The organism is Caballeronia sp. GAWG2-1 (assembly GCF_023631405.1).
Taxonomy (GTDB): Bacteria; Pseudomonadota; Gammaproteobacteria; order Burkholderiales; family Burkholderiaceae; genus Caballeronia.
The window spans coordinates 79,872-102,469 of sequence record NZ_JALQDD010000019.1; the positions used below are offsets into that span (position 1 = coordinate 79,872).

18 protein-coding genes and 1 tRNA gene are annotated in these 22,598 nt (G+C 59.3%); all 19 read right to left on the minus strand.

All coding sequences use genetic code 11. The features are described from left to right. A complete protein-coding gene (gene rplW / locus NCR98_RS12540) occupies positions 1-315 on the minus strand; it encodes a 50S ribosomal protein L23 (RefSeq protein WP_008343846.1) in 315 nt (104 codons plus the stop codon). Beyond that, positions 312-932, minus strand: a complete 621-nt coding sequence (gene rplD / locus NCR98_RS12545; protein ID WP_244826434.1) for a 50S ribosomal protein L4 — start codon at positions 930-932, stop codon at positions 312-314. Before rplD ends, rplW begins: the two co-directional genes overlap by 4 nt. Continuing rightward, positions 932-1,591 (minus strand): 50S ribosomal protein L3, encoded by a 660-nt coding sequence (gene rplC / locus NCR98_RS12550; protein WP_250526337.1) that lies wholly within the window; start codon positions 1,589-1,591, stop codon positions 932-934. Before rplC ends, rplD begins: the two co-directional genes overlap by 1 nt. A 185-nt stretch (positions 1,592-1,776) precedes the next feature. After that, the gene (gene rpsJ, locus NCR98_RS12555; RefSeq protein ID WP_006998489.1) at positions 1,777-2,088 is read right to left on the minus strand and encodes a 30S ribosomal protein S10; all 312 of its coding nucleotides are present in this window, start codon (positions 2,086-2,088) and stop codon (positions 1,777-1,779) included. Positions 2,089-2,225: 137 nt separating this feature from the next. Further along, positions 2,226-3,416 (minus strand): elongation factor Tu, encoded by a 1,191-nt coding sequence (gene tuf / locus NCR98_RS12560; RefSeq protein WP_090541958.1) that lies wholly within the window; start codon positions 3,414-3,416, stop codon positions 2,226-2,228. 65 nt (positions 3,417-3,481) lie between these two features. Next, positions 3,482-5,584, minus strand: coding sequence for an elongation factor G (fusA, locus tag NCR98_RS12565; protein ID WP_250509591.1), 2,103 nt, complete (start codon positions 5,582-5,584; stop codon positions 3,482-3,484). 129 nt (positions 5,585-5,713) lie between these two features. Next, positions 5,714-6,184, minus strand: a complete 471-nt coding sequence (rpsG, locus tag NCR98_RS12570) for a 30S ribosomal protein S7 (RefSeq protein WP_006053291.1) — start codon at positions 6,182-6,184, stop codon at positions 5,714-5,716. Positions 6,185-6,386: 202 nt separating this feature from the next. Then, positions 6,387-6,767, minus strand: coding sequence for a 30S ribosomal protein S12 (gene rpsL / locus NCR98_RS12575; protein WP_006053290.1), 381 nt, complete (start codon positions 6,765-6,767; stop codon positions 6,387-6,389). A gap of 220 nt (positions 6,768-6,987) precedes the next feature. Further along, positions 6,988-8,835, minus strand: coding sequence for a DNA helicase RecQ (gene recQ, locus NCR98_RS12580; protein ID WP_250526336.1), 1,848 nt, complete (start codon positions 8,833-8,835; stop codon positions 6,988-6,990). Between the two features lie 188 nt (positions 8,836-9,023). Then, positions 9,024-13,265 carry a DNA-directed RNA polymerase subunit beta' gene (gene rpoC / locus NCR98_RS12585; protein WP_244826438.1) on the minus strand — a complete coding sequence of 1,414 codons (4,242 nt, stop codon included), beginning with the start codon at positions 13,263-13,265 and terminating at the stop codon, positions 9,024-9,026. A gap of 21 nt (positions 13,266-13,286) precedes the next feature. After that, positions 13,287-17,393, minus strand: a complete 4,107-nt coding sequence (rpoB, locus tag NCR98_RS12590) for a DNA-directed RNA polymerase subunit beta (protein WP_244826439.1) — start codon at positions 17,391-17,393, stop codon at positions 13,287-13,289. Positions 17,394-17,761: 368 nt separating this feature from the next. Then, positions 17,762-18,136 (minus strand): 50S ribosomal protein L7/L12, encoded by a 375-nt coding sequence (rplL, locus tag NCR98_RS12595; protein ID WP_244826440.1) that lies wholly within the window; start codon positions 18,134-18,136, stop codon positions 17,762-17,764. An 83-nt stretch (positions 18,137-18,219) separates the two neighbouring features. Continuing rightward, positions 18,220-18,717 (minus strand): 50S ribosomal protein L10, encoded by a 498-nt coding sequence (gene rplJ, locus NCR98_RS12600; protein WP_250465884.1) that lies wholly within the window; start codon positions 18,715-18,717, stop codon positions 18,220-18,222. Positions 18,718-19,018: 301 nt separating this feature from the next. Continuing rightward, the gene (gene rplA, locus NCR98_RS12605) at positions 19,019-19,717 is read right to left on the minus strand and encodes a 50S ribosomal protein L1 (RefSeq protein ID WP_244826442.1); all 699 of its coding nucleotides are present in this window, start codon (positions 19,715-19,717) and stop codon (positions 19,019-19,021) included. Next, positions 19,718-20,149, minus strand: a complete 432-nt coding sequence (gene rplK / locus NCR98_RS12610) for a 50S ribosomal protein L11 (RefSeq protein ID WP_244826443.1) — start codon at positions 20,147-20,149, stop codon at positions 19,718-19,720. A gap of 148 nt (positions 20,150-20,297) precedes the next feature. Next, positions 20,298-20,855: a transcription termination/antitermination protein NusG gene (gene nusG / locus NCR98_RS12615; RefSeq protein ID WP_244826444.1), complete on the minus strand. Its 558-nt coding sequence runs from the start codon at positions 20,853-20,855 to the stop codon at positions 20,298-20,300. A 1-nt stretch (position 20,856) separates the two neighbouring features. Then, positions 20,857-21,237, minus strand: coding sequence for a preprotein translocase subunit SecE (gene secE, locus NCR98_RS12620; RefSeq protein WP_244826445.1), 381 nt, complete (start codon positions 21,235-21,237; stop codon positions 20,857-20,859). A 34-nt stretch (positions 21,238-21,271) separates the two neighbouring features. Then, a tRNA-Trp gene (locus tag NCR98_RS12625) sits at positions 21,272-21,347 on the minus strand. 66 nt (positions 21,348-21,413) lie between these two features. Further along, the coding region (gene tuf, locus NCR98_RS12630; RefSeq protein ID WP_243842726.1) for an elongation factor Tu at positions 21,414-22,598 on the minus strand (1,185 nt) is incomplete at its 5' end.

A 22,598-nucleotide genomic window follows, 5' to 3' on the forward strand; every position in this document is an offset into this window, starting at 1 on the left:
TTACTTGGCCTCCGCTTCAAAGTTGATTTCCTGGCCGGGCTTCAAGCAGACGTACGCCTTCTTCACGTCCTTGCGCTTGCCGTTGAAGCGGCCAAAGCGCTTGGCTTTACCCTTCGTGACGAGCACGTTGACGGAATTGACTTCGACCTTGAACAGCAGCTCGACAGCAGCCTTTACTTCCTGCTTCGTGGCGTCCGGGGCGACTTCGAACACGACTTGTTCGTTCTTGTCGGCCACCAGCGTCGCCTTTTCGGAGATCACCGGCGCGAGCAGAACTTGCATCAAACGATGATCGTTTTTGCGAATCTCGCTCATGACAGCAACTCCTCGATCTGAGCGACCGCAGCCTTCGTGATCAGAATCTTCTTGAAGTAGATCAGCGAGAGCGGGTCGGCGTAACGCGGCTCGACAACGGCCACGTGGGCCAGATTGCGCGACGCGAGGTACAGGTTCTCGTCGACCGTATCGGTGATGACCAACACGGAATCGAGACCCATCGCCTTGAATTTATCGGCCAACAGCTTGGTCTTCGGCGCTTCAAGCGCGAGGTCTTCGACCACCGAGATACGGCCTTCGCGAGCCAATTGCGAGAAGATCGAGCAGAGACCTGCGCGATGCATCTTCTTGTTGACCTTGTGCGAGAAGTTTTCTTCCGGCGAATTCGGGAAGATACGACCACCGCCACGCCACAACGGGCTCGACGACATACCGGCACGAGCGCGACCCGTACCTTTTTGACGCCACGGCTTTTTGGTGGTGTGCTTGACCTGCTCACGATCCTTCTGAGCGCGGTTGCCGCTACGTGCATTGGCTTGATAAGCCACGACGACCTGGTGAATCAGGGCTTCGTTGTAATCGCGACCGAACACGACGTCCGATGCGTTCACGCCAGCAGCTTCCTGACCATTGGCATTCAGGAGCTTAAGTTCCATTATTTCGCTCCTTTCACAGCACGCGTCTTGACGGCCGGCGTCACGAATACCTTGCCGCCCTTCGCACCCGGAACCGCGCCGCGAACCAGCAGCAGATTGCGGTCGGCGTCGATGCGAGCGATTTCGAGATTCTGAACCGTGACGGTTTCGTCACCGAGGTGACCCGTCATGCGCTTACCCGGGAACACACGACCCGGATCCTGCGCCATACCGATCGAACCCGGAACGTTGTGCGAACGCGAATTACCGTGCGAGGCACGACCTGAGGCGAAGTTGTAACGCTTGATGGTACCGGCGTAGCCCTTACCAATCGACGTACCTTGCACGTCGACCTTCTGGCCAACTTCGAAAATGTCCGTACCGATCACAGCGCCGCTCGCCAATTCGGCGGCCTTCGCGGATTCGATCTGGAATTCTTTGAGGATTTCACCAGCTTGAACGCCGGCTTTGGCGAGGTGACCCGCCAGCGGCTTCGTCACGCGCGATGCGCGGCGAGCACCGAATGCAACCTGAACGGCGGTATAACCATCCGTTTCAACGGTCTTGATCTGCGTCACGCGGTTGTCCGACACGTCCAGCACGGTGACGGGAATCGAGTCCCCTTCAGGCGTGAAGATACGGGTCATGCCAACCTTGCGACCTACGAGTCCAAGGCTCATCGTTTTCTCCATTCCCGACTGCGATTGGTCGGGGCTGATTACAAAATGTCCACTTCGTTACGAGAAACTGGGCGGACTTTTTTGCGCAAGTGCGCGAAAAGCCTTGGAGTATAACAAGGCTTTCCGTTTTCTGCAAGCAATCAAAGACTTAGCTTCACCCGAAAACCCGGCGAAGCTTTAGAGGCTTACTGCAGCTTGATTTCGACGTCGACGCCAGCCGGCAGGTCGAGCTTCATCAGCGCGTCGACCGTCTTGTCGGTCGGATCGACGATGTCCATCAGGCGCTGATGCGTACGGATTTCGAGCTGATCGCGCGACGTCTTGTTGACGTGCGGCGAACGCAGAATGTCAAAGCGCTGAATGCGCGTCGGCAGCGGCACCGGGCCACGGACGATTGCGCCAGTCCGCTTTGCCGTATCGACGATTTCGGCTGCCGATTGATCGATCAGGCGATAGTCGAATGCTTTCAGACGGATACGGATTTTTTGGTTCTGCATGACGATTCCTTAAAAGAGCGAGGCGATGTTGCACCGCCGATTTGGCAAAAGAGCGAGAGACCGGGCATTCGCTTGGGGCGAACACCCGGCCTCGGTCACGTTACTTCAGTACTGCAACGACAGGTGAGCCCGAGATTTTACTCGATAATCTTGGCAACCACACCTGCGCCGACGGTACGGCCGCCTTCGCGGATAGCGAAGCGCAGACCTTCTTCCATGGCGATCGGTGCAATCAGCTTCACCGTGATCGACACGTTGTCGCCCGGCATCACCATTTCCTTGTCCTTCGGCAGCTCGATCGAGCCCGTCACGTCCGTCGTACGGAAGTAGAACTGCGGACGGTAGTTGTTGAAGAACGGCGTGTGGCGGCCGCCTTCGTCCTTGCTCAGCACGTACACTTCTGCCGTGAAGTGCGTGTGCGGCGTGATCGAACCCGGCTTGGCCAGAACCTGGCCACGCTCCACGTCTTCACGCTTCGTGCCGCGCAACAGGATACCGACGTTGTCGCCCGCTTGACCTTGGTCCAGCAGCTTGCGGAACATTTCCACGCCCGTGCAAGTCGTCTTCACCGTCGGCTTGATACCGACGATTTCGATTTCCTCGCCAACCTTCACCACGCCGCGCTCCACGCGACCCGTCACCACCGTGCCGCGACCCGAGATCGAGAACACGTCTTCCACCGGCATCAGGAAGGCGCCGTCCACTGCGCGCTCCGGCGTCGGGATGTACGTGTCCAGCGCGTCGGCCAGATTCATGATCGCCACTTCGCCCAGCTCGCCCGTGTCGCCTTCCAGCGCCAGCTTGGCCGAACCCTTGATGATCGGCGTGTCGTCGCCCGGGAAGTCGTACTTCGACAGAAGCTCGCGCACTTCCATTTCGACGAGTTCGAGCAGCTCGGCGTCGTCCACCATGTCGCACTTGTTCAGGAACACGATGATGTAAGGCACGCCGACCTGACGCGCCAACAGGATGTGCTCACGCGTTTGCGGCATCGGGCCGTCAGCGGCCGAGCACACCAGAATTGCGCCGTCCATCTGCGCCGCGCCCGTGATCATGTTCTTCACATAGTCAGCGTGGCCCGGGCAATCGACGTGTGCGTAGTGGCGGTTAGCCGTTTCGTACTCGACGTGCGCGGTGTTGATGGTGATACCACGTGCCTTTTCTTCCGGCGCTGCATCGATCTGGTCGTATGCCTTCGCTTCGCCGCCGAACTTCTTGGTCAGCACCGTCGTGATCGCTGCCGTCAGCGTGGTCTTGCCGTGGTCAACGTGACCGATCGTGCCCACGTTCACGTGCGGCTTGGTCCGCTCGAATTTACCTTTTGCCATGATTACCTTCTTTCAGAGATTGTTTATCGGTTAAAGCTTATGGCTCGCCGAATGACTTGCAGGGCTTACTTGCCCTTGGCGTTGATGATCGCTTCGGCAACGTTACGCGGAGCTTCAGCATAGTGCTTGAATTCCATCGTGTACGTAGCACGGCCTTGCGACAGCGAGCGCAGCGAGGTCGAGTAGCCGAACATTTCCGACAGCGGTACTTCGGCGCGAACGATCTTGCCGCCGCCGATCATGTCTTCCATGCCCTGGACGATACCGCGACGGCCCGACAAGTCGCCCATCACGTTGCCCATGTAATCTTCCGGCGTTTCGACTTCCACGGCCATCATCGGTTCGAGGATGACCGGGCTCGCCTTGCGCATTGCTTCCTTGAAGGCCATCGAACCGGCCATGCGGAACGCGTTTTCGTTCGAGTCGACGTCGTGGTACGAACCGAACGTCAGGTGAACCTTCACGTCGACGACCGGGAAGCCAGCCAGCACGCCCGACTTCAGCGTTTCCTGGATACCCTTGTCCACCGCCGGGATGTATTCGCGCGGAATCACACCGCCCTTGATCTCGTCCAGGAACTCGTAGCCCTTGCCCTGTTCGTTCGGCTCGAGCGTGATGACCGCGTGACCATACTGGCCGCGACCACCCGACTGCTTGACGAACTTGCCGTCGACATCGGCAGCCGTCGCGCGGATCGTTTCGCGGTACGCAACCTGCGGCTTGCCGACAGTTGCTTCAACGCCGAATTCACGCTTCATCCGGTCGACCAAAATTTCGAGGTGGAGCTCGCCCATACCGGAAATGATGGTCTGGCCCGACTCTTCGTCCGTTTGAACGCGGAACGACGGATCTTCCTGAGCCAGACGGTTCAGCGCCAGACCCATCTTTTCCTGGTCGGGCTTCGTCTTCGGCTCAACTGCCTGCGAAATCACCGGCTCCGGGAAAATCATGCGTTCGAGAACGATCGGGCTCTGCGGGTCGCACAGCGTGTCGCCCGTGGTCGCTTCCTTCAGGCCCACGGCTGCCGCGATGTCGCCTGCGCGCACTTCCTTGATTTCTTCGCGCTGGTTCGCGTGCATCTGCAGAATACGACCCAGACGTTCCTTCTTGTCCTTGGTCGCGTTTAGCACGGTGTCACCCGAATTGACCACACCCGAATACACACGGAAGAAGATCAGCTGACCGACGAACGGGTCGGTCATGATCTTGAATGCCAGCGACGAGAATTTTTCGTCGTCGGCAGCACGGCGCTCGCCCTTCTCACCGTTTTCGAGTTCACCCGTAACCGGCGGAATGTCGACCGGCGACGGCAGGAAGTCGATCACGGCGTCGAGCATGCGCTGCACGCCCTTGTTCTTGAACGCGGTGCCGCACAGCATCGGCTGAATTTCGCACGCGATGGTCCGGTCGCGGATCGCCTTGACGATTTCCGCTTCGGTCAGCTCTTCGCCGCCGAGGTACTTTTCCATCAGTTCTTCGCTGGCTTCGGCAGCCGACTCGATCATCTTCTCGCGCCACTCGTTGCACGTGTCGACGAGTTCAGCCGGGATGTCGACGTAGTCGAACTTCGTGCCCTGGGACGCTTCGTCCCAAATGATCGCCTTCATCTTGAGAAGGTCGACCACGCCCTTGAAGTTTTCTTCCGAGCCGATCGGCACGACGACGGGAACCGGGTTCGCCTTCAGACGCGTCTTCAGTTGCTCGTAGACCTTGAAGAAGTTTGCGCCAGTGCGGTCCATCTTGTTGACGAACGCGAGACGCGGAACCTTGTACTTGTTAGCCTGACGCCACACGGTTTCCGACTGCGGCTGCACGCCGCCCACTGCACAGTAGACCATGCACGCGCCGTCGAGGACGCGCATCGAGCGCTCCACTTCGATCGTGAAGTCGACGTGCCCCGGGGTGTCGATGATGTTGATGCGGTGCTCGGGATAGTTGCCGCCCATGCCCTTCCAGAAGGCCGTGGTAGCAGCCGACGTGATGGTGATGCCGCGCTCCTGCTCCTGCTCCATCCAGTCCATCGTTGCAGCGCCGTCGTGAACTTCGCCGATCTTGTGGTTCACGCCCGTGTAAAACAGGATGCGCTCGGTCGTCGTCGTTTTGCCGGCGTCGATGTGAGCGCTAATACCGATGTTGCGGTAGCGCTCGATAGGTGTCTTGCGAGCCACTTTGGATCCTTTTTTGGTCGACCCGCCGACTCGATCTATAACGAGCCGGCAGCGTCCTAACACAAACGGGCGAGGCGCCTGGAGTAGCGCACCCGCCCTTATTTTTCCGTTTGCCCTACGAGCGGGAGCTTAGAAACGGAAATGCGAGAATGCCTTGTTGGCCTCTGCCATGCGGTGAACTTCGTCGCGCTTCTTCATCGCGCCGCCACGGCCTTCTGCCGCTTCGGAGAGTTCGCCCGCAAGCCGCAGGGCCATCGACTTTTCGCTGCGCTTCTTCGCGGCTTCACGCAACCAACGCATCGCCAATGCCATACGACGCGAGGGACGCACTTCGACCGGAACCTGGTAGTTGGCACCACCAACGCGACGGCTCTTCACTTCGACCACCGGCTTCACGTTGTTGAGCGCAACCGTGAACACTTCCAGCGGGTCCTTGCCACCCTTGGTCTGGATCTGTTCAAAAGCGCCGTACACGATACGCTCGGCAACCGACTTCTTGCCTGAGAGCATCAGCACGTTCATGAACTTGGCTACATCTACGTTGCCGAACTTCGGGTCCGGCAACACTTCCCGCTTGGGGACTTCGCGACGACGCGGCATGATTCTTCCTTTACTTTTTCAGTTGGAGCCGACTCCGAACGAGTCTTTAAGCTCCGCGGCCACCAACAAACCCGATCCATCTTTTCGACAAAACCAGCTTGGCCGGGTGACCACTTACTCGATAGCACTGGCATCCAGTACCACCGCCTAAACCGCCTTACGGCGACCTCAAACAACTTGCAGATGACTGCAGACCGGCGACTTACTTGCCAGCCTTCGCGCGCTTCGCACCGTACTTCGAGCGAGCTTGCTTACGATCCTTGACGCCCTGGGTATCCAGCGAGCCGCGAACCATGTGGTAACGCACACCAGGCAAGTCCTTGACACGACCGCCGCGAATCAGCACGACCGAGTGTTCTTGCAGGTTGTGGCCTTCACCACCGATGTACGAAATAACTTCGAAACCGTTCGTCAGGCGAACCTTCGCAACCTTACGAAGTGCCGAGTTCGGCTTCTTAGGCGTCGTGGTGTACACGCGAGTGCACACGCCACGACGCTGGGGGCAGTCCTGCAGGGCCGGCGACTTGCTCTTCGTCGTTTCCGACGTGCGGCCTTTGCGAACCAATTGATTGATGGTTGGCATCGTTTATTCCTGAAAATGATCAAATTCGGCGCGATTCTCGACGGGCAAAGCGTCGGGAAATGCGCGTCTAACGTTCTCGAAGAAGCTCGATCCCTTGTCGTACGCGGCGCTAAGCCGGTTCCGAAAACGGACCAAGAACGAGAACCTAGCATGATATGCTGAAAATCCCAATTGGGTCAACACGTTGCGCGCATTTCGGAGTACCGCGCAAAGCGTTGGCTTATTCAGTCGTCACGACATCCAGCAACTCGTCGCCGAAACGCTCCAGCTTGCGCGCGCCGATGCCCGGGATATGACGCAGATCATCCACCGTATCGGGATCGCTTCGAGCTATTTCGGCAAGCGTGGCGTCATGAAAAATGACGTAGGCCGGCACGCCGTCGCTCTTGGCGGTTTCTGCGCGCCATATGCGCAGACGCTCCCAGCGAGACTTCTGCCGCTGCGACATGCCCGTGGTCGGATCGGCGCGTTGCCGCGTGCGTCCCGACGATTGCCGGCTACGCACCGGCTTCACGTATTTGCGCAGCGTGACGTGCTCCTCGCCTTTCAGCACGGGCTTGCTCGCATCGGTGAGAACGAGCGCGCCGAAGCCGTCGTGGTCAATCGCCAAATAGCCAAAAGCGACGAGCTGCCGAAACACCGCGCGCCACTCCGGCTCGGAAAGCGCGGCGCCGACGCCGAACGTCGATAAATTTTCGTGTCCGCGCTGTAGGACCTTTTCGCTGCGCGACCCGCGCAGAATGTCGATCAGGTGTCCCGCGCCGAAATGGAAGCCGCTCGCTTTGCGCGCGCGGAAGACGCAGGACAGCGCCATTTGCGCTTCGCGCGTGGCATCGAACGACGCGGGCGGTTCCAGGCATGTATCGCAGTTGCCGCACGGTTGGCTCGTCTCGCCGAAATAAGCCAGCAGCCGCACCCGCCGGCAGGCAGCCGTTTCGCACAAGCCAAGAAGCGCATCGAGCTTGCCGGTCTGTACGCGTTTGTGGGCGTCGTCGGCTTCGGATTCGTCGATCATCTTGCGCTGCTGCACGACATCGCCGAGTCCGTAAGCCATCCATGCGTTCGCCGGCATGCCGTCACGACCCGCGCGTCCGGTTTCCTGATAGTAGCCCTCGACGCTCTTTGGCAAGTCCAGATGCGCGACGAAGCGCACATCCGGTTTATCGATACCCATGCCGAACGCAATCGTCGCGCACATCACGACGCCTTCCTCGCGCTGAAACATCTCCTGATGCTTCTGCCGCGTCTCGAATTCCATGCCCGCGTGATACGGCAGCGCGCGCACGCCCTGACCCTTCAGCCACTCGGCGGTCTCTTCCACCTTGCGACGCGACAGACAATAAACGACGCCTGCGTCCGTCGTGCCGTCCGTATTCGTATGCTCGGCGCGGATGAAATCGAGTAACTGCGAGCGTGCGTTGTCTTTCTCGACAATCCGATAACGGATATTCGGCCGATCGAAACTCGATACGAAGATACGCGCGTCGTCGAGCGCCAGCCGATGCACGATCTCGTCGCGCGTGATGGCGTCCGCGGTCGCCGTGAGCGCAATGCGCGGCACCGAAGGGAACCGTTCGTGCAGCACGGAAAGCTGGATGTATTCCGGGCGGAAATCGTGTCCCCATTGCGATACGCAATGCGCTTCGTCTATGGCAAAAAGACCCACGCGCGCGCTTTCGAGCAATTCTAGAAAGCGTGGCGTCATGAGACGTTCGGGCGCCACATACAAAAGGTCGATGGTGCCGTTGCGCAGCGCGCGCTCCGTGGCGGCGGCCTCCGCGCCGGAGAGCGTCGAGTTCAAGTACGCCGCGCGCACGCCAAGCTCGGTGAGCGCCGCGACCTGATCCTGCATCAACGCAATCAACGGCGACACGACGATTCCCGCGCCGAAGCCCGCCTCCTTGCGCACAAGCGACGGAATTTGATAGCAGAGCGATTTGCCGCCGCCCGTCGGCATGAGCACGAGCGAGTCGCCACCGTTGGCGACGTGTTCGACGATATCCGCCTGCTGTCCGCGAAAAGCCGGATAGCCGAAAACTTCCTTGAGGATCTGCAGCGGACGGGACATGGACGGGAGACGCTCACTACAACATGGAGATACCGAATTCTAACAACGCATGCTCGCCTGCCGAGGCGCTCGTTGCAGCGTTAGCCAATCGGCAGAGTGGGAATCGTCGAAAACGAACCGGCGAAAAAAAACCGCCCGGCTAAAAGCCGAGCGGTTCGATGTTGCAACCGACAATCCAGCGAGAGAACTTACTCGTTGGTATGCGGCGCCTGCTCCGTTGCCGGGGTTTCCGGCGTACCGAAATCGAATGCCTCTTCGGCAGCGATCTGGTCGAAGCGTTCGCGATCCGACATTTCCTTGCTCTTGCGCGCCTTGTGGAACGCGAGACCCGTACCAGCCGGAATCAGACGGCCGACGATCACGTTTTCCTTCAGGCCACGCAGATCATCACGCTTGCCCATGATCGCCGCTTCGGTCAGCACGCGGGTCGTTTCCTGGAACGACGCCGCCGAGATGAACGAATCGGTCGACAGAGAAGCCTTCGTGATACCGAGCAGCACGTTTTCGTACGTGGCCGGACGCTTGTCGTCCGCGGTCATGCGGTCGTTCTCATCGAGCATGTCCGACCGCTCGACTTGTTCGCCCGGGATGAAGCGCGTGTCGCCGTTGTCCGTGATCTGGACCCGACGCAGCATCTGACGCACGATAACTTCAATGTGCTTGTCGTTGATCTTCACGCCTTGCAGACGGTACACGTCCTGCACTTCGTCCACGATGTAACGCGACAGCGCCTCGATACCCTGCAAACGCAGGATATCGTGCGGATCGGCAGGACCGTCGACGATCATTTCGCCCTTGTTGACGACCTGACCATCGTGCACCAGCACCTGCTTTTCCTTCGCGATCAGGAACTCGTGCTGATTGCCTTCGAGGTCCGTGATAACGAGACGCTGCTTGCCCTTCGTGTCCTTACCGAACGACGTCGTGCCCGTGACTTCCGCCAGAATGCCGGCGTCCTTCGGCGAGCGCGCTTCGAACAGTTCGGCCACGCGCGGCAGACCACCGGTAATGTCACGCGTCTTCTGCGCTTCAACCGGGATACGTGCCAGCACTTCACCAACCTGCACTTGCTGACCATCCTTCACGGTGATCAGTGCGCCGACCTGGAAGCCGATCTGCACCGAATGCTCGGTGTTCGGGATCTTCACTTCCTCGCCGTTCGCGTCGAGCAGCTTCACCTGCGGACGCACGCTCTTCGAAGCCTGCGAACCACGGCGCTTCACGTCGATTACGACGAGCGTCGAAAGACCCGTGACGTCGTCGATCTGCTTCGCGACCGTCACGCCTTCCTCGACGTTTTCGAACTTCACCGTACCGCCCCACTCGGTGATGATCGGACGCGTCAGCGGATCCCATTGAGCCAGTTGCGAACCGGCCTTGATCTGCGCGCCGTCGAGTTGCAGCAACGTGGCGCCGTACGGGATCTTGTGACGTTCACGCTCGCGACCGAGGTCGTCCGCGATGATCGCCTCGCCCGAACGCGAGATGACGACTTGCTCGCCCTTCGCGTTGGTGACGTAACGCATCGTGGCCGTGAAGCGCACCGTACCGTTCGACTTCGCTTCGACCGTCGAAGCAACCGCCGCACGCGATGCCGCGCCACCGATGTGGAACGTACGCATCGTAAGCTGCGTGCCCGGTTCACCGATCGACTGCGCCGCGATCACACCAACCGCTTCGCCGACGTTCACGCGCGAACCACGACCCAGGTCGCGGCCATAGCACGAAGCGCACAAGCCATAACGCGTTTCGCAGGTCAACGGCGTGCGCACGCGCACTTCGTCGATACCGAGGCGTTCAATTTCCTCGACCGCGTCTTCATCGAGCAGATCGCCCGATGCGTACAGCGTTTCCTGCGTTTCCGGATTGACGACGTCCGCCACCGCGACGCGACCGAGAATACGGTCACGCAGCGCTTCGACGACTTCACCGCCTTCGACCAACGCCTTCATCGCCACGCCGTTCGACGTGCCGCAATCTTCTTCGACGACGACCAGATCCTGCGTCACGTCGACGAGACGGCGCGTCAGGTAACCCGAGTTCGCCGTCTTCAACGCCGTATCCGCCAGACCCTTACGTGCACCGTGCGTCGAGATGAAGTACTGCAGCACGTTCAGGCCTTCGCGGAAGTTCGCGGTGATCGGCGTCTCGATGATCGAGCCGTCCGGCTTCGCCATCAGGCCGCGCATACCGGCGAGCTGACGAATCTGCACCGCGGAACCGCGCGCGCCCGAGTCGGCCATCATGTAGATCGAGTTGAACGATTCCTGACGCGTTTCCTTGCCGTCACGATCCGTCACCGGCTCCGTTGCGAGCTGTTCCATCATCGCCTTGCCGACCGCTTCCGACGTTGCCGACCAGATGTCGACCACGTTGTTGTAGCGTTCTTGCGCGGTGACGAGACCCGACATGTACTGACGGTCGTATTCCTTCACCTTCTTCGCGGCGTCACCGACGATCGTCTCTTTCTGCGGCGGCACGAGCATGTCGTCCACGCAGATCGAGATGCCGGCGCGCGTTGCAAGACGGAAACCCATTTGCATCAGCTGGTCGGCGAAGATCACCGTTTCGCGCAGACCGCACTTGCGGAACGCCGTGTTGATCAGACGCGAAATTTCCTTCTTCTTCAACGGCTTGTTCAGCACGGTGAAGGGCAGCCCCGGCGGCAGAATCTCCGACAGGATCGAGCGGCCGACCGTCGTTGCGAACAACGAGATCTTCGGCACGAACTTCGGCGCGCCTTCGCTCTGGTCTTCGTTGTGGACCATTTCCGTGATCCGCACGTTGACGCGCGATGCCAGCTCGACTTCCTTGTTCTCGTACGCGCGAATCACTTCCGACACGCCCGTGAACGTCATGCCTTCGCCCTTGCCATTCACCGCTTCACGCGATGCATAGTAAAGACCCAGCACGATATCCTGCGACGGCACGATCGACGGGTCGCCGTTGGCCGGGAACAGAACGTTGTTCGACGCGAGCATCAGCGTACGCGCTTCCATCTGCGCTTCCAGCGACAGCGGCACGTGAACGGCCATCTGGTCACCGTCGAAGTCGGCGTTGAACGCCGCGCAAACGAGCGGGTGCAGCTGAATTGCCTTACCTTCGATCAGCACCGGCTCGAAAGCCTGAATGCCGAGTCGGTGAAGCGTAGGCGCGCGGTTCAGCATGACCGGATGTTCGCGAATGACTTCTTCGAGAATGTCCCACACCACGGGCGTCTGGTTCTCGACTTCCTTCTTCGCGGCCTTGATGGTCGTAGCTACGCCCATCACTTCCAGCTTGTTGAAGATGAAAGGCTTGAACAGTTCGAGCGCCATCAGCTTCGGCAGACCGCACTGATGCAGCTTCAACGTCGGGCCGACCACGATCACCGAACGGCCCGAATAGTCGACGCGCTTACCGAGCAAGTTCTGACGGAAACGACCGCCTTTACCCTTGATCATGTCGGCGAGCGACTTCAGCGGACGCTTGTTCGCACCCGTCATTGCCTTACCGCGACGACCGTTGTCGAGCAGCGAATCGACGGCTTCCTGCAGCATCCGCTTTTCGTTGCGGACGATGATTTCAGGCGCCTTCAGTTCGAGCAGACGCTTCAACCGGTTGTTACGGTTGATCACGCGGCGATAAAGGTCGTTCAGGTCCGACGTCGCGAAACGGCCGCCATCCAGCGGCACGAGCGGACGCAGTTCCGGCGGCAGCACCGGCAGCACTTCGAGCACCATCCAGTCGGGCTTGATGCCCGAACGCTGGAAAGCCTCGAGCACTTTAAGGCGCTTTGCGTACTTCTTGATCTTCGCTTCCGAACCCGTGTTCTTGAGTTCGGTGCGCAACATCTCGACCTGTTCGTCGATGTTGATCGAACGCAGCAGTTCGCGCACGCCTTCCGCGCCCATCTCGGCGCGGAATTCGTCACCGTACTCTTCGACCTTGTTGTAGTAATCCTCTTCGGTCATGATCTGCCGCGCTTTCAGCGGCGTCATGCCCGGATCGATCACCACGTATGCCTCGAAGTACAGCACGCGTTCGATGTCGCGCAGCGTCATGTCGAGCACCATGCCCAGACGCGACGGCAGCGACTTCAAGAACCAGATGTGCGCAACCGGCGAGGCCAGTTCGATATGGCCCATGCGTTCGCGACGCACCTTGGCGAGCGTCACTTCGACGCCGCACTTTTCGCAGATCACGCCGCGGTGCTTCAGACGCTTGTACTTGCCGCAAAGGCATTCGTAGTCCTTGATCGGACCAAAAATCTTCGCGCAGAACAGACCGTCCCGCTCCGGCTTGAAGGTACGGTAGTTGATGGTCTCCGGCTTCTTCACTTCGCCGAATGACCACGAACGGATCTTGTCGGGCGAAGCCAGACCGATCTTGATCGCGTCGAATACTTCTTCTTGCTGGACTTGCTTGAATAGATCGAGCAGAGCTTTCATTGCTTTCTCTCCGTAGTCCGATTAGTTGCGGTCGAGATCGATATCGATACCGAGCGAGCGGATTTCCTTCACCAACACGTTGAAGGATTCCGGCATGCCGGCGTCGATCACGTGATCGCCCTTGACCAGGTTCTCATAAACCTTGGTCCGGCCTGTCACGTCGTCCGACTTGACCGTCAGCATTTCCTGCAGTACGTACGACGCGCCGTACGCTTCGAGCGCCCAAACTTCCATTTCACCGAAACGCTGGCCACCGAATTGTGCCTTACCACCCAGCGGCTGCTGCGTGACGAGCGAGTACGGGCCGGTCGAACGCGCGTGCATCTTGTCGTCGACCAAGTGATGCAGTTTCAGGTAGTGCATGTAGCCAACCGTGACCGTACGCTCGAACGGTTCGCCCGTTCGGCCGTCGTGCAGCGTGACCTGATTCTTCGAAGGCGTCATGCCGAGGTTCTTCGCGATGTCATCCGGATAAGCCAGATTCAGCGCGCGCGACATTTCGTCTTCCGTTGCGCCGTCGAACACCGGTGTTGCGAACGGCACACCTTCGCGCAGGTTCTTCGCCAGTTCGACGATTTCGTCGTCGGAGAAGCTTTCCAGCTCTTCCTTGCGGCCCGACTCGTTGTAGATCTGGGTCAGGAACTGACGCAGTTCTTCGATCTTCGCCTGACGCTGCAGCATTTCGCCGATACGCCAGCCAAGACCCTTCGCGGCCCAGCCCAGATGCACTTCGAGAATCTGACCCACGTTCATCCGCGACGGCACGCCGAGCGGATTCAGCACGACGTCGGCCGGACGGCCATCGGCCATGTACGGCATGTCTTCGATCGGAACGATCTTCGACACGACACCCTTGTTACCGTGACGACCCGCCATCTTGTCGCCAGGCTGCAGGCGACGCTTGACCGCGAGATACACCTTGACCATCTTCAGCACGCCCGGCGGCAGTTCGTCGCCCTGCGTGAGCTTCTTGCGCTTTTCCTCGAACGCGAGGTCGAACTGGTGACGCTTCTGTTCGATCGAGTCCTTGATGGCTTCGAGCTGCGCCGCTGCTTCTTCGTCCGCGAGGCGGATATCGAACCAGTGGTAGTGATCGAGGTCTTCGAGGTACGGAAGATCGATCGCCGTGCCCTTCGCCAGCTTCTTCGGACCGCCGTTCGCGACCTTGCCGTTCAGCATACGTGCGAGACGCGAGAAGGCGTCGCCTTCCACGATACGCAACTGGTCGTTCAAGTCGAGGCGATAGCGCTTCAGTTCGTCGTCGATGATCTGTTGCGCGCGCTTGTCACGCGTGATGCCTTCGCGCGTGAACACTTGCACGTCGATCACCGTCCCGCTCATGCCCGAGGGCACGCGCAGCGACGTGTCCTTCACGTCCGATGCTTTCTCACCGAAGATCGCGCGCAGCAGCTTTTCTTCCGGCGTCAGCTGGGTTTCGCCCTTCGGCGTGACCTTGCCGACCAGCACGTCGCCCGCTTCGACTTCCGCGCCGATGTACACGATGCCCGACTCATCCAGACGGCCAAGCTGCACTTCCGCAAGGTTCGAGATGTCGCGCGTGATTTCTTCCGGTCCGAGCTTCGTGTCGCGAGCCACGACGTTCAGTTCTTCGATGTGGATCGACGTATAACGGTCGTCCGCCACGACTTTTTCCGAGATCAGGATCGAGTCTTCGAAGTTGTAGCCGTTCCACGGCATGAACGCGACCAGCATGTTCTGACCGAGCGCGAGCTCACCCAGATCCGTGGATGCGCCGTCGGCCAGCACGTCGCCGCGCGCAACCTTGTCGCCCACCTTGACGATCGGACGCTGGTTGATGTTCGTGTTCTGGTTCGAACGCGTGTACTTGATGAGGTTGTAGATGTCCACGCCGACATCGCCGGCGACGGCTTCATCGTCGTTCACGCGAATCACGATACGGCCGGCATCGACGTAATCCACGACACCGCCGCGGAATGCCTGCACCGTCGTACCCGAGTCGACCGCGACCGTGCGCTCGATACCCGTACCGACCACGGCCTTTTCAGGACGCAGACACGGCACTGCCTGACGCTGCATGTTCGAACCCATCAACGCGCGGTTCGCGTCATCGTGCTCAAGGAACGGAATCAGCGATGCCGCCACCGACACGATCTGCGACGGCGCCACGTCCATGTACTGGATGCGGTCCGGCGTGACCATCAGCGTTTCGCCTGCTTCACGCGACGAAACCAGTTCGTCGGTCAGCGTGCCGTCTTCGCCCACGGCGGCATTCGCCTGCGCGATTACGTAACGGCCTTCTTCGATCGCCGACAGATAGTCGATCTGATCCGTCACCTTGCTATCCACCACCTTGCGATACGGCGTTTCGAGGAAGCCGTATTCGTTCAGGTGCGCGTAAAGAGCCAGCGAATTGATCAGGCCGATGTTCGGACCTTCCGGCGTTTCGATCGGGCACACGCGGCCATAGTGGGTCGGGTGCACGTCGCGAACTTCGAAGCCAGCGCGCTCACGCGTCAAACCGCCCGGGCCAAGTGCCGAAACACGGCGCTTGTGAGTGATTTCCGACAGCGGGTTGGTCTGGTCCATAAACTGCGACAACTGCGACGAACCGAAGAACTCGCGAATTGCCGACGAAATCGGCTTCGAGTTGATCAGGTCGTGCGGCATCAGGTTTTCGCTTTCGGCTTGACCGAGGCGTTCCTTCACCGCGCGCTCGACACGCACGAGACCCGCGCGGAACTGGTTCTCCGCCAGTTCGCCGACGCAACGCACGCGACGATTGCCCAAGTGGTCGATGTCGTCCACTTCGCCCTTGCCGTTACGCAGCTCGACGAGAATCTTGATGGTCGCGAGGATGTCGTCGTCTTGCAACGTCATCGGGCCGATGATTTCATCACGGCCAACGCGGCGATTGAACTTCATGCGGCCGACCTTCGAAAGGTCATACGCGTCTTCGCTGTAGAACAGACGGTTGAACAACGCCTCGACTGCTTCCTCGGTCGGCGGTTCGCCCGGACGCATCATGCGGTAGATCGCGATACGCGCGGCCATCTTGTCGGCGGTTTCATCGATACGCAGCGTCGACGAGATATACGGGCCTTGGTCCAGATCGTTCGTGTAGAGCGTCTGGATTTCCTTGACCTTCGCCTCGCGCAGCTTTTCGAGCACCGTCTCGGTGATTTCCTCGTTAGCGTTCGCGATCACTTCGCCCGTTTCCGGATCGATCACGTTCTTCGCCAGCACGCGGCCGAGCAAATAGTCCTCGGGCACCGAGATGAACTTCGTCTTGGCGTTTTCGAGGTCGCGAATGTGCTTCGCGTTGATCCGCTTGTCCTTCGTGACGATGACATTGCCATCGCGGTCCTGGATGTCGAAGCGCGCGACTTCACCGCGCAAGCGCTCCGGCACGAATTCCATTTGCGCGCCTTCGCCCATCAGCGCGAAGTTGTCGAACACGAAGAAGTTCGCGAGGATCTGCTCCGGCGTCATGCCGATAGCCTTGAGCAGAATCGTGACCGGCATCTTGCGGCGACGGTCGACGCGGAAGTACAGCACGTCCTTCGGGTCGAACTCGAAGTCGAGCCACGAACCGCGGTAAGGGATGATACGAGCCGAGAACAACAGCTTGCCGGAGCTATGCGTCTTGCCCTTGTCGTGCTCGAAGAACACGCCAGGCGAACGGTGAAGCTGCGACACGATCACGCGCTCGGTACCGTTGATGACGAACGAACCCGTCGGCGTCATGAGCGGAATTTCGCCCATGTACACTTCCTGTTCCTTCACTTCCTTGACCACCGGCTTGCTCGGCGATTCCTTGTCGAGCAAAACCAGACGCACCTTCGCGCGCAAGGCGGAGCAGTACGTCAGGCCGCGTTGCTGACATTCCTTGATGTTGAACGCGGGTGGCGACAGCATGTAGCTGACGAACTCGAGACGCGCAAACCCGTTGTGCGAAACGATCGGAAAAACAGAGGTAAATGCAGCTTGCAGGCCTTCCGCCTTGCGCTGCGTGGAGGACGTATCCGCTTGCAGAAACGTCTGGAATGATTCAAGCTGGGTCGCCAGCAAAAAGGGAACTTGGTGAACGATGGGGCGTTTCGCGAAACTCTTGCGAATACGCTTCTTCTCGGTGAAGGAATATTGCATACGATCTCCGAATCACGGCGGGCGTTGGCGAGGCGGGATACCTCGACGTCACGGCCCGGTGTTCACCGACTGAGATTCGCGCGAATGTCCGGGGAGGACGCGCGAATCTAGAAGCTTGGTGGTTGGCCGCTACCAACCGCTGGCTGACGGCAGCGGATGCCTGTGTTTCCCGCTACCCGACCAAACTTGCCTTCTGCAGTCGCTTCAGAAGACAAAGAGAACTGCCGGAAATTCATGCTGACCCGACTGTTCTCTTTGGCCTCTGCGAGGACATTTATGCTTGATTACACGCATAAAAACTCTGCCCTCACAAAGCACAAAAAGGCCGGCGGTGGAAAACCGCCAGCCTCAACACAGCGCAATGAAACTTACTTGATTTCAGCTTTCGCGCCTGCGTCTTCCAACTTCTTCTTTGCTTCGTCAGCAGCAGCCTTCGGCACCGCTTCCTTGATGGGCTTCGGTGCACCGTCGACCAGGTCCTTCGCTTCCTTCAGGCCAAGACCCGTCAGTTCACGAACGGCCTTAATCACGGAAACCTTGTTCGCACCAACTTCGAGCAGATTCACGGTGAACTCGGTTTGCTCTTCAACAGCAGCAGCAGCGCCGCCGCCTGCGGGGCCAGCGACTGCAACAGCAGCTGCCGACACGCCAAACTTCTCTTCGAACGCCTTGACCAGCTCGTTCAGTTCGAGAACCGACATCGAGCCAACGGCTTCGAGGATGTCTTCTTTTGCGATTGCCATTTGAAATACTCCTAGATTGAATTCGGATCGAGCTAGCGATCTAGCTAATACCTAACTGAGCGACTGGCGCCCAAGCGTGTGCGTTATGCAGCTTCGCCTTGTTTCTTTTCTGCCAGCGCGGCCAAAGCGCGCGCAAAGCCGGAAACAGGTGCTTGCATGACGAACAACAACTTGGAGAGCAGTTCTTCGCGGCTCGGGATGTTGGCCAGCGCTTGCACGCCTGCCTTGTCCATCACCTTGCCTTCGTAGGAACCAGCCTTGATGATCAACTTGTCATTGCTCTTGCCGAAGTCATTGACGACCTTGGCAGCGGCAATGGCATCTTCCGAGATGCCGTAGATCAGAGGACCGGTCATCTGCTCAGCCAGCGAAGCGAACGGGGTACCTTCGACGGCGCGACGCGCCAACGTGTTCTTCAACACGCGCAGATACACCTGTTGCTCACGCGCTTTCGCGCGCAGCTTGGTCAGATCGCCAACCGTGATCCCACGATACTCAGCGAGCACCATCGTCTGAGCCTTCGCGACTTGCGCGGCGACTTCAGCGACGACTGCCTGCTTACTTTCTTTGTTCAGTGGCACGGTTAAACCTCCAGATTCGATGCACTCGGGTTACCAACCCTCATGCACCACGTTCGACAACGGCGTCCGACTGTTAGGAGTATCTCGATCGATTGGTGTTCGCATCACAGCGCACGACAACCGACTTCAACCACTGCAAAACCGTTTCGGGTTCGCCATCTGCGTTGGCTTGAATTAAGGCAGTGTCCAACCGCGACGCCACCACCAACGGTCTTTGACAACCGGTTGCTCGATTTAGACTGCAACCTCGCAACCGCCCAAAGCCCTTTACAGCGCGGTCTCAAGACCGCGCCCAAATTCTTTACTGCTGCGCGAGCGTGGCTTGATCCACGCGTACGCCGACACCCATCGTGCTCGACAGAGCGATCTTGCGCAGGTACACGCCCTTACTCGTGGCCGGCTTGGCCTTTTGCAGCGCGTCGACCAGTGCTGCCAGGTTTTGACGCAGCGAAGCAGGTTCGAACGATGCACGACCGATCGTGCCATGAATAATACCGGCCTTGTCGACGCGGAATTGGACTTGACCAGCCTTCGCGTTACGCACAGCTTGCGCGACGTCCGGCGTGACCGTACCGACCTTCGGGTTCGGCATCAGGCCGCGGGGGCCGAGGATCTGGCCCAACGTACCGACGACGCGCATCGTGTCCGGCGAAGCGATCACGACGTCGAAATTCAGGTTACCGGCCTTGACTTGCTCGGCCAGGTCTTCCATACCCACGATGTCTGCGCCCGCTGCACGTGCTTGCTCGGCCTTTTCGCCTTGCGCGAACACAGCAACACGAACGGACTTGCCCGTGCCTGCCGGCAGAACGACCGAACCGCGAACCACTTGGTCCGACTTCTTCGCGTCGATGCCGAGTTGGACTGCGACGTCGATCGACTCGTCGAACTTGGCGCTTGCGCATTCCTTCACGAGAGCCAATGCGTCGTCGATCGGGTACAGCTTCTGGCGATCAACCTTGCTTGCGAATGCCTGAAGGCGCTTAGAAAGCTTAGCCATTTACACGCCCTCCACAGTGATGCCCATCGAACGGGCGCTGCCGGCGATCGTGCGCACGGCGGCGTCAAGATCAGCTGCCGTAAGATCCGGCATCTTGGTCTTCGCGATTTCTTCCGCTTGAGCGCGGGTGATGTTGCCAACCTTATCGGTGTGCGGCTTTGCCGAACCCTTATCGACTTTGGCTGCCTTCTTGATCAGAACGGTAGCCGGCGGCGTCTTCATGATGAACGTGAAGCTCTTGTCCGCGAATGCCGTAATCACGACCGGCACCGGCAGACCCGGCTCCATGCCCTGAGTCTGCGCGTTAAACGCCTTGCAGAACTCCATGATGTTCAGGCCACGCTGGCCCAGTGCCGGACCGACCGGCGGCGACGGGTTGGCTTTACCTGCAGGAATCTGCAGTTTGATAAAGCCGATGATTTTCTTTGCCATTTTGAAAACCTCTGCTGAACGCCGAAACGTTCGATGAGTGATAGCGCGCGTTCAACAACGATGCCTACTGACGCTCCTCAACAGCCATTACGCGGACTGTAAGCGCAAAATCGCGCGAGAACCCAAAGGCCTCACGCGATAAAACTTTTTAAACTTTTTCGACCTGACCGAACTCGAGTTCGACCGGCGTCGAGCGCCCAAAAATCGTGACAGACACACGGACTCGGGACTTTTCGTAATTCACTTCTTCGACGTTGCCGTTGAAGTCGGTGAAAGGACCTTCCTTCACTCGAACCATCTCGCCAACTTCGAACAACGTCTTGGGCCTAGGCTTTTCGACGCCTTCCTGCATCTGCGACATGATCTTTTCGACTTCACGCGGCGAGATGGGACTCGGACGATTGCGCGCTCCACCAACAAAGCCGGTGACTTTTGCAGTGTTCTTCACCAGGTGCCAGGTTTCGTCCGTCATCTCCATTTCCACCAGGACGTAACCGGGGAAGAAACGACGCTCAGTAACCGACTTGTGACCGCCCTTGACCTCAACCACCTCTTCGGTCGGGACGAGAATTTGACCGAACTGATCTTGCATGCCTGCTCGGTCGATACGCTCCTGAAGCGCACGTTGCACGCTCTTCTCCATTCCGGAGTAGGCGTGCACCACATACCAACGTTTTCCGCTCGGGGATGCCGGAGTATCGCTCATATCATTTCCAACCCAGAATCGCCGAGAAAATCACCCATTCGATCGACTTATCGCTAAGCCAAAGGAAGATGGCCATGATTAAAACAAACGCGAAGACCACGAGGGTCGTTTGCGTTGCTTCCTTGCGGGTGGGCCAGACAACCTTGCGGACTTCCTTATAGGAGTCTTTCGCGAAGGCGATGAAGCCCTTGCCCGGCGTCGAGAGGAGGCCGACTGCGACACCCGCGATGACACCAACAGCCAGCGCTGCGCCGCGGACGTACCACTCTTGGCCTGACAGCCAGAAGAAACCCACGAACCCGGCCAAGACCAACAATACGCCCGCCACCAACATCAACTTGTCGCCGGAAGTATTTACAGTTTCGACGGAAGGATTCGCCATAACACCTTAAGCAGCGCCACTTGGCGCAATAATTTGGCAGGGGCAGAGGGAATCGAACCCCCAACCTTCGGTTTTGGAGACCGACGCTCTGCCAGTTGAGCTATACCCCTAAACCATTTGGGGTCGACGGTTTCGCCGACCCCGAAAACTACAGACTACCGAGAGATTTCTGGCTCTTACTCGATAATCTTGGCAACCACACCTGCGCCGACGGTACGGCCGCCTTCGCGGATAGCGAAGCGCAGACCTTCTTCCATGGCGATCGGTGCAATCAGCTTCACCGTGATCGACACGTTGTCGCCCGGCATCACCATTTCCTTGTCCTTCGGCAGCTCGATCGAGCCCGTCACGTCCGTCGTACGGAAGTAGAACTGCGGACGGTAGTTGTTGAAGAACGGCGTGTGGCGGCCGCCTTCGTCCTTGCTCAACACGTACACTTCAGCCGTAAAGTGCGTGTGCGGCGTGATCGAACCCGGCTTGGCCAGAACCTGGCCACGCTCCACGTCTTCACGCTTCGTGCCGCGCAGCAGGATACCGACGTTGTCGCCCGCTTGACCTTGGTCCAGCAGCTTGCGGAACATTTCCACGCCCGTGCAAGTCGTCTTCACCGTCGGCTTGATACCGACGATTTCGATTTCCTCGCCAACCTTCACCACGCCGCGCTCCACGCGACCCGTCACCACCGTGCCGCGACCCGAGATCGAGAACACATCTTCCACCGGCATCAGGAAGGCGCCGTCCACTGCGCGCTCCGGCGTCGGGATGTACGTGTCCAGCGCGTCGGCCAGATTCATGATCGCCACTTCGCCCAGCTCGCCCGTGTCGCCTTCCAGCGCCAGCTTGGCCGAACCCTTGATGATCGGCGTGTCGTCGCCCGGGAAGTCGTACTTCGACAGAAGCTCGCGCACTTCCATTTCGACGAGTTCGAGCAGCTCGGCGTCGTCCACCATGTCGCACTTGTTCAGGAACACGATGATGTAAGGCACGCCGACCTGACGCGCCAACAGGATGTGCTCACGCGTTTGCGGCATCGGGCCGTCAGCGGCCGAGCACACCAGAATTGCGCCGTCCATCTGCGCCGCGCCCGTGATCATGTTCTTCACATAGTCAGCGTGGCCCGGGCAATCGACGTGTGCGTAGTGGCGGTTAGCCGTTTCGTACTCGACGTGCGCGGTGTTGATGGTGATACCACGTGCCTTTTCTTCCGGCGCTGCATCGATCTGGTCGTATGCCTTCGCTTCGCCGCCGAACTTCTTGGTCAGCACCGTCGTGATCGCTGCCGTCAGCGTGGTCTTGCCGTGGTCAACGTGACCGATCGTGCCCACGTTCACGTGCGGCTTGGTCCGCTCGAATTTACCTTT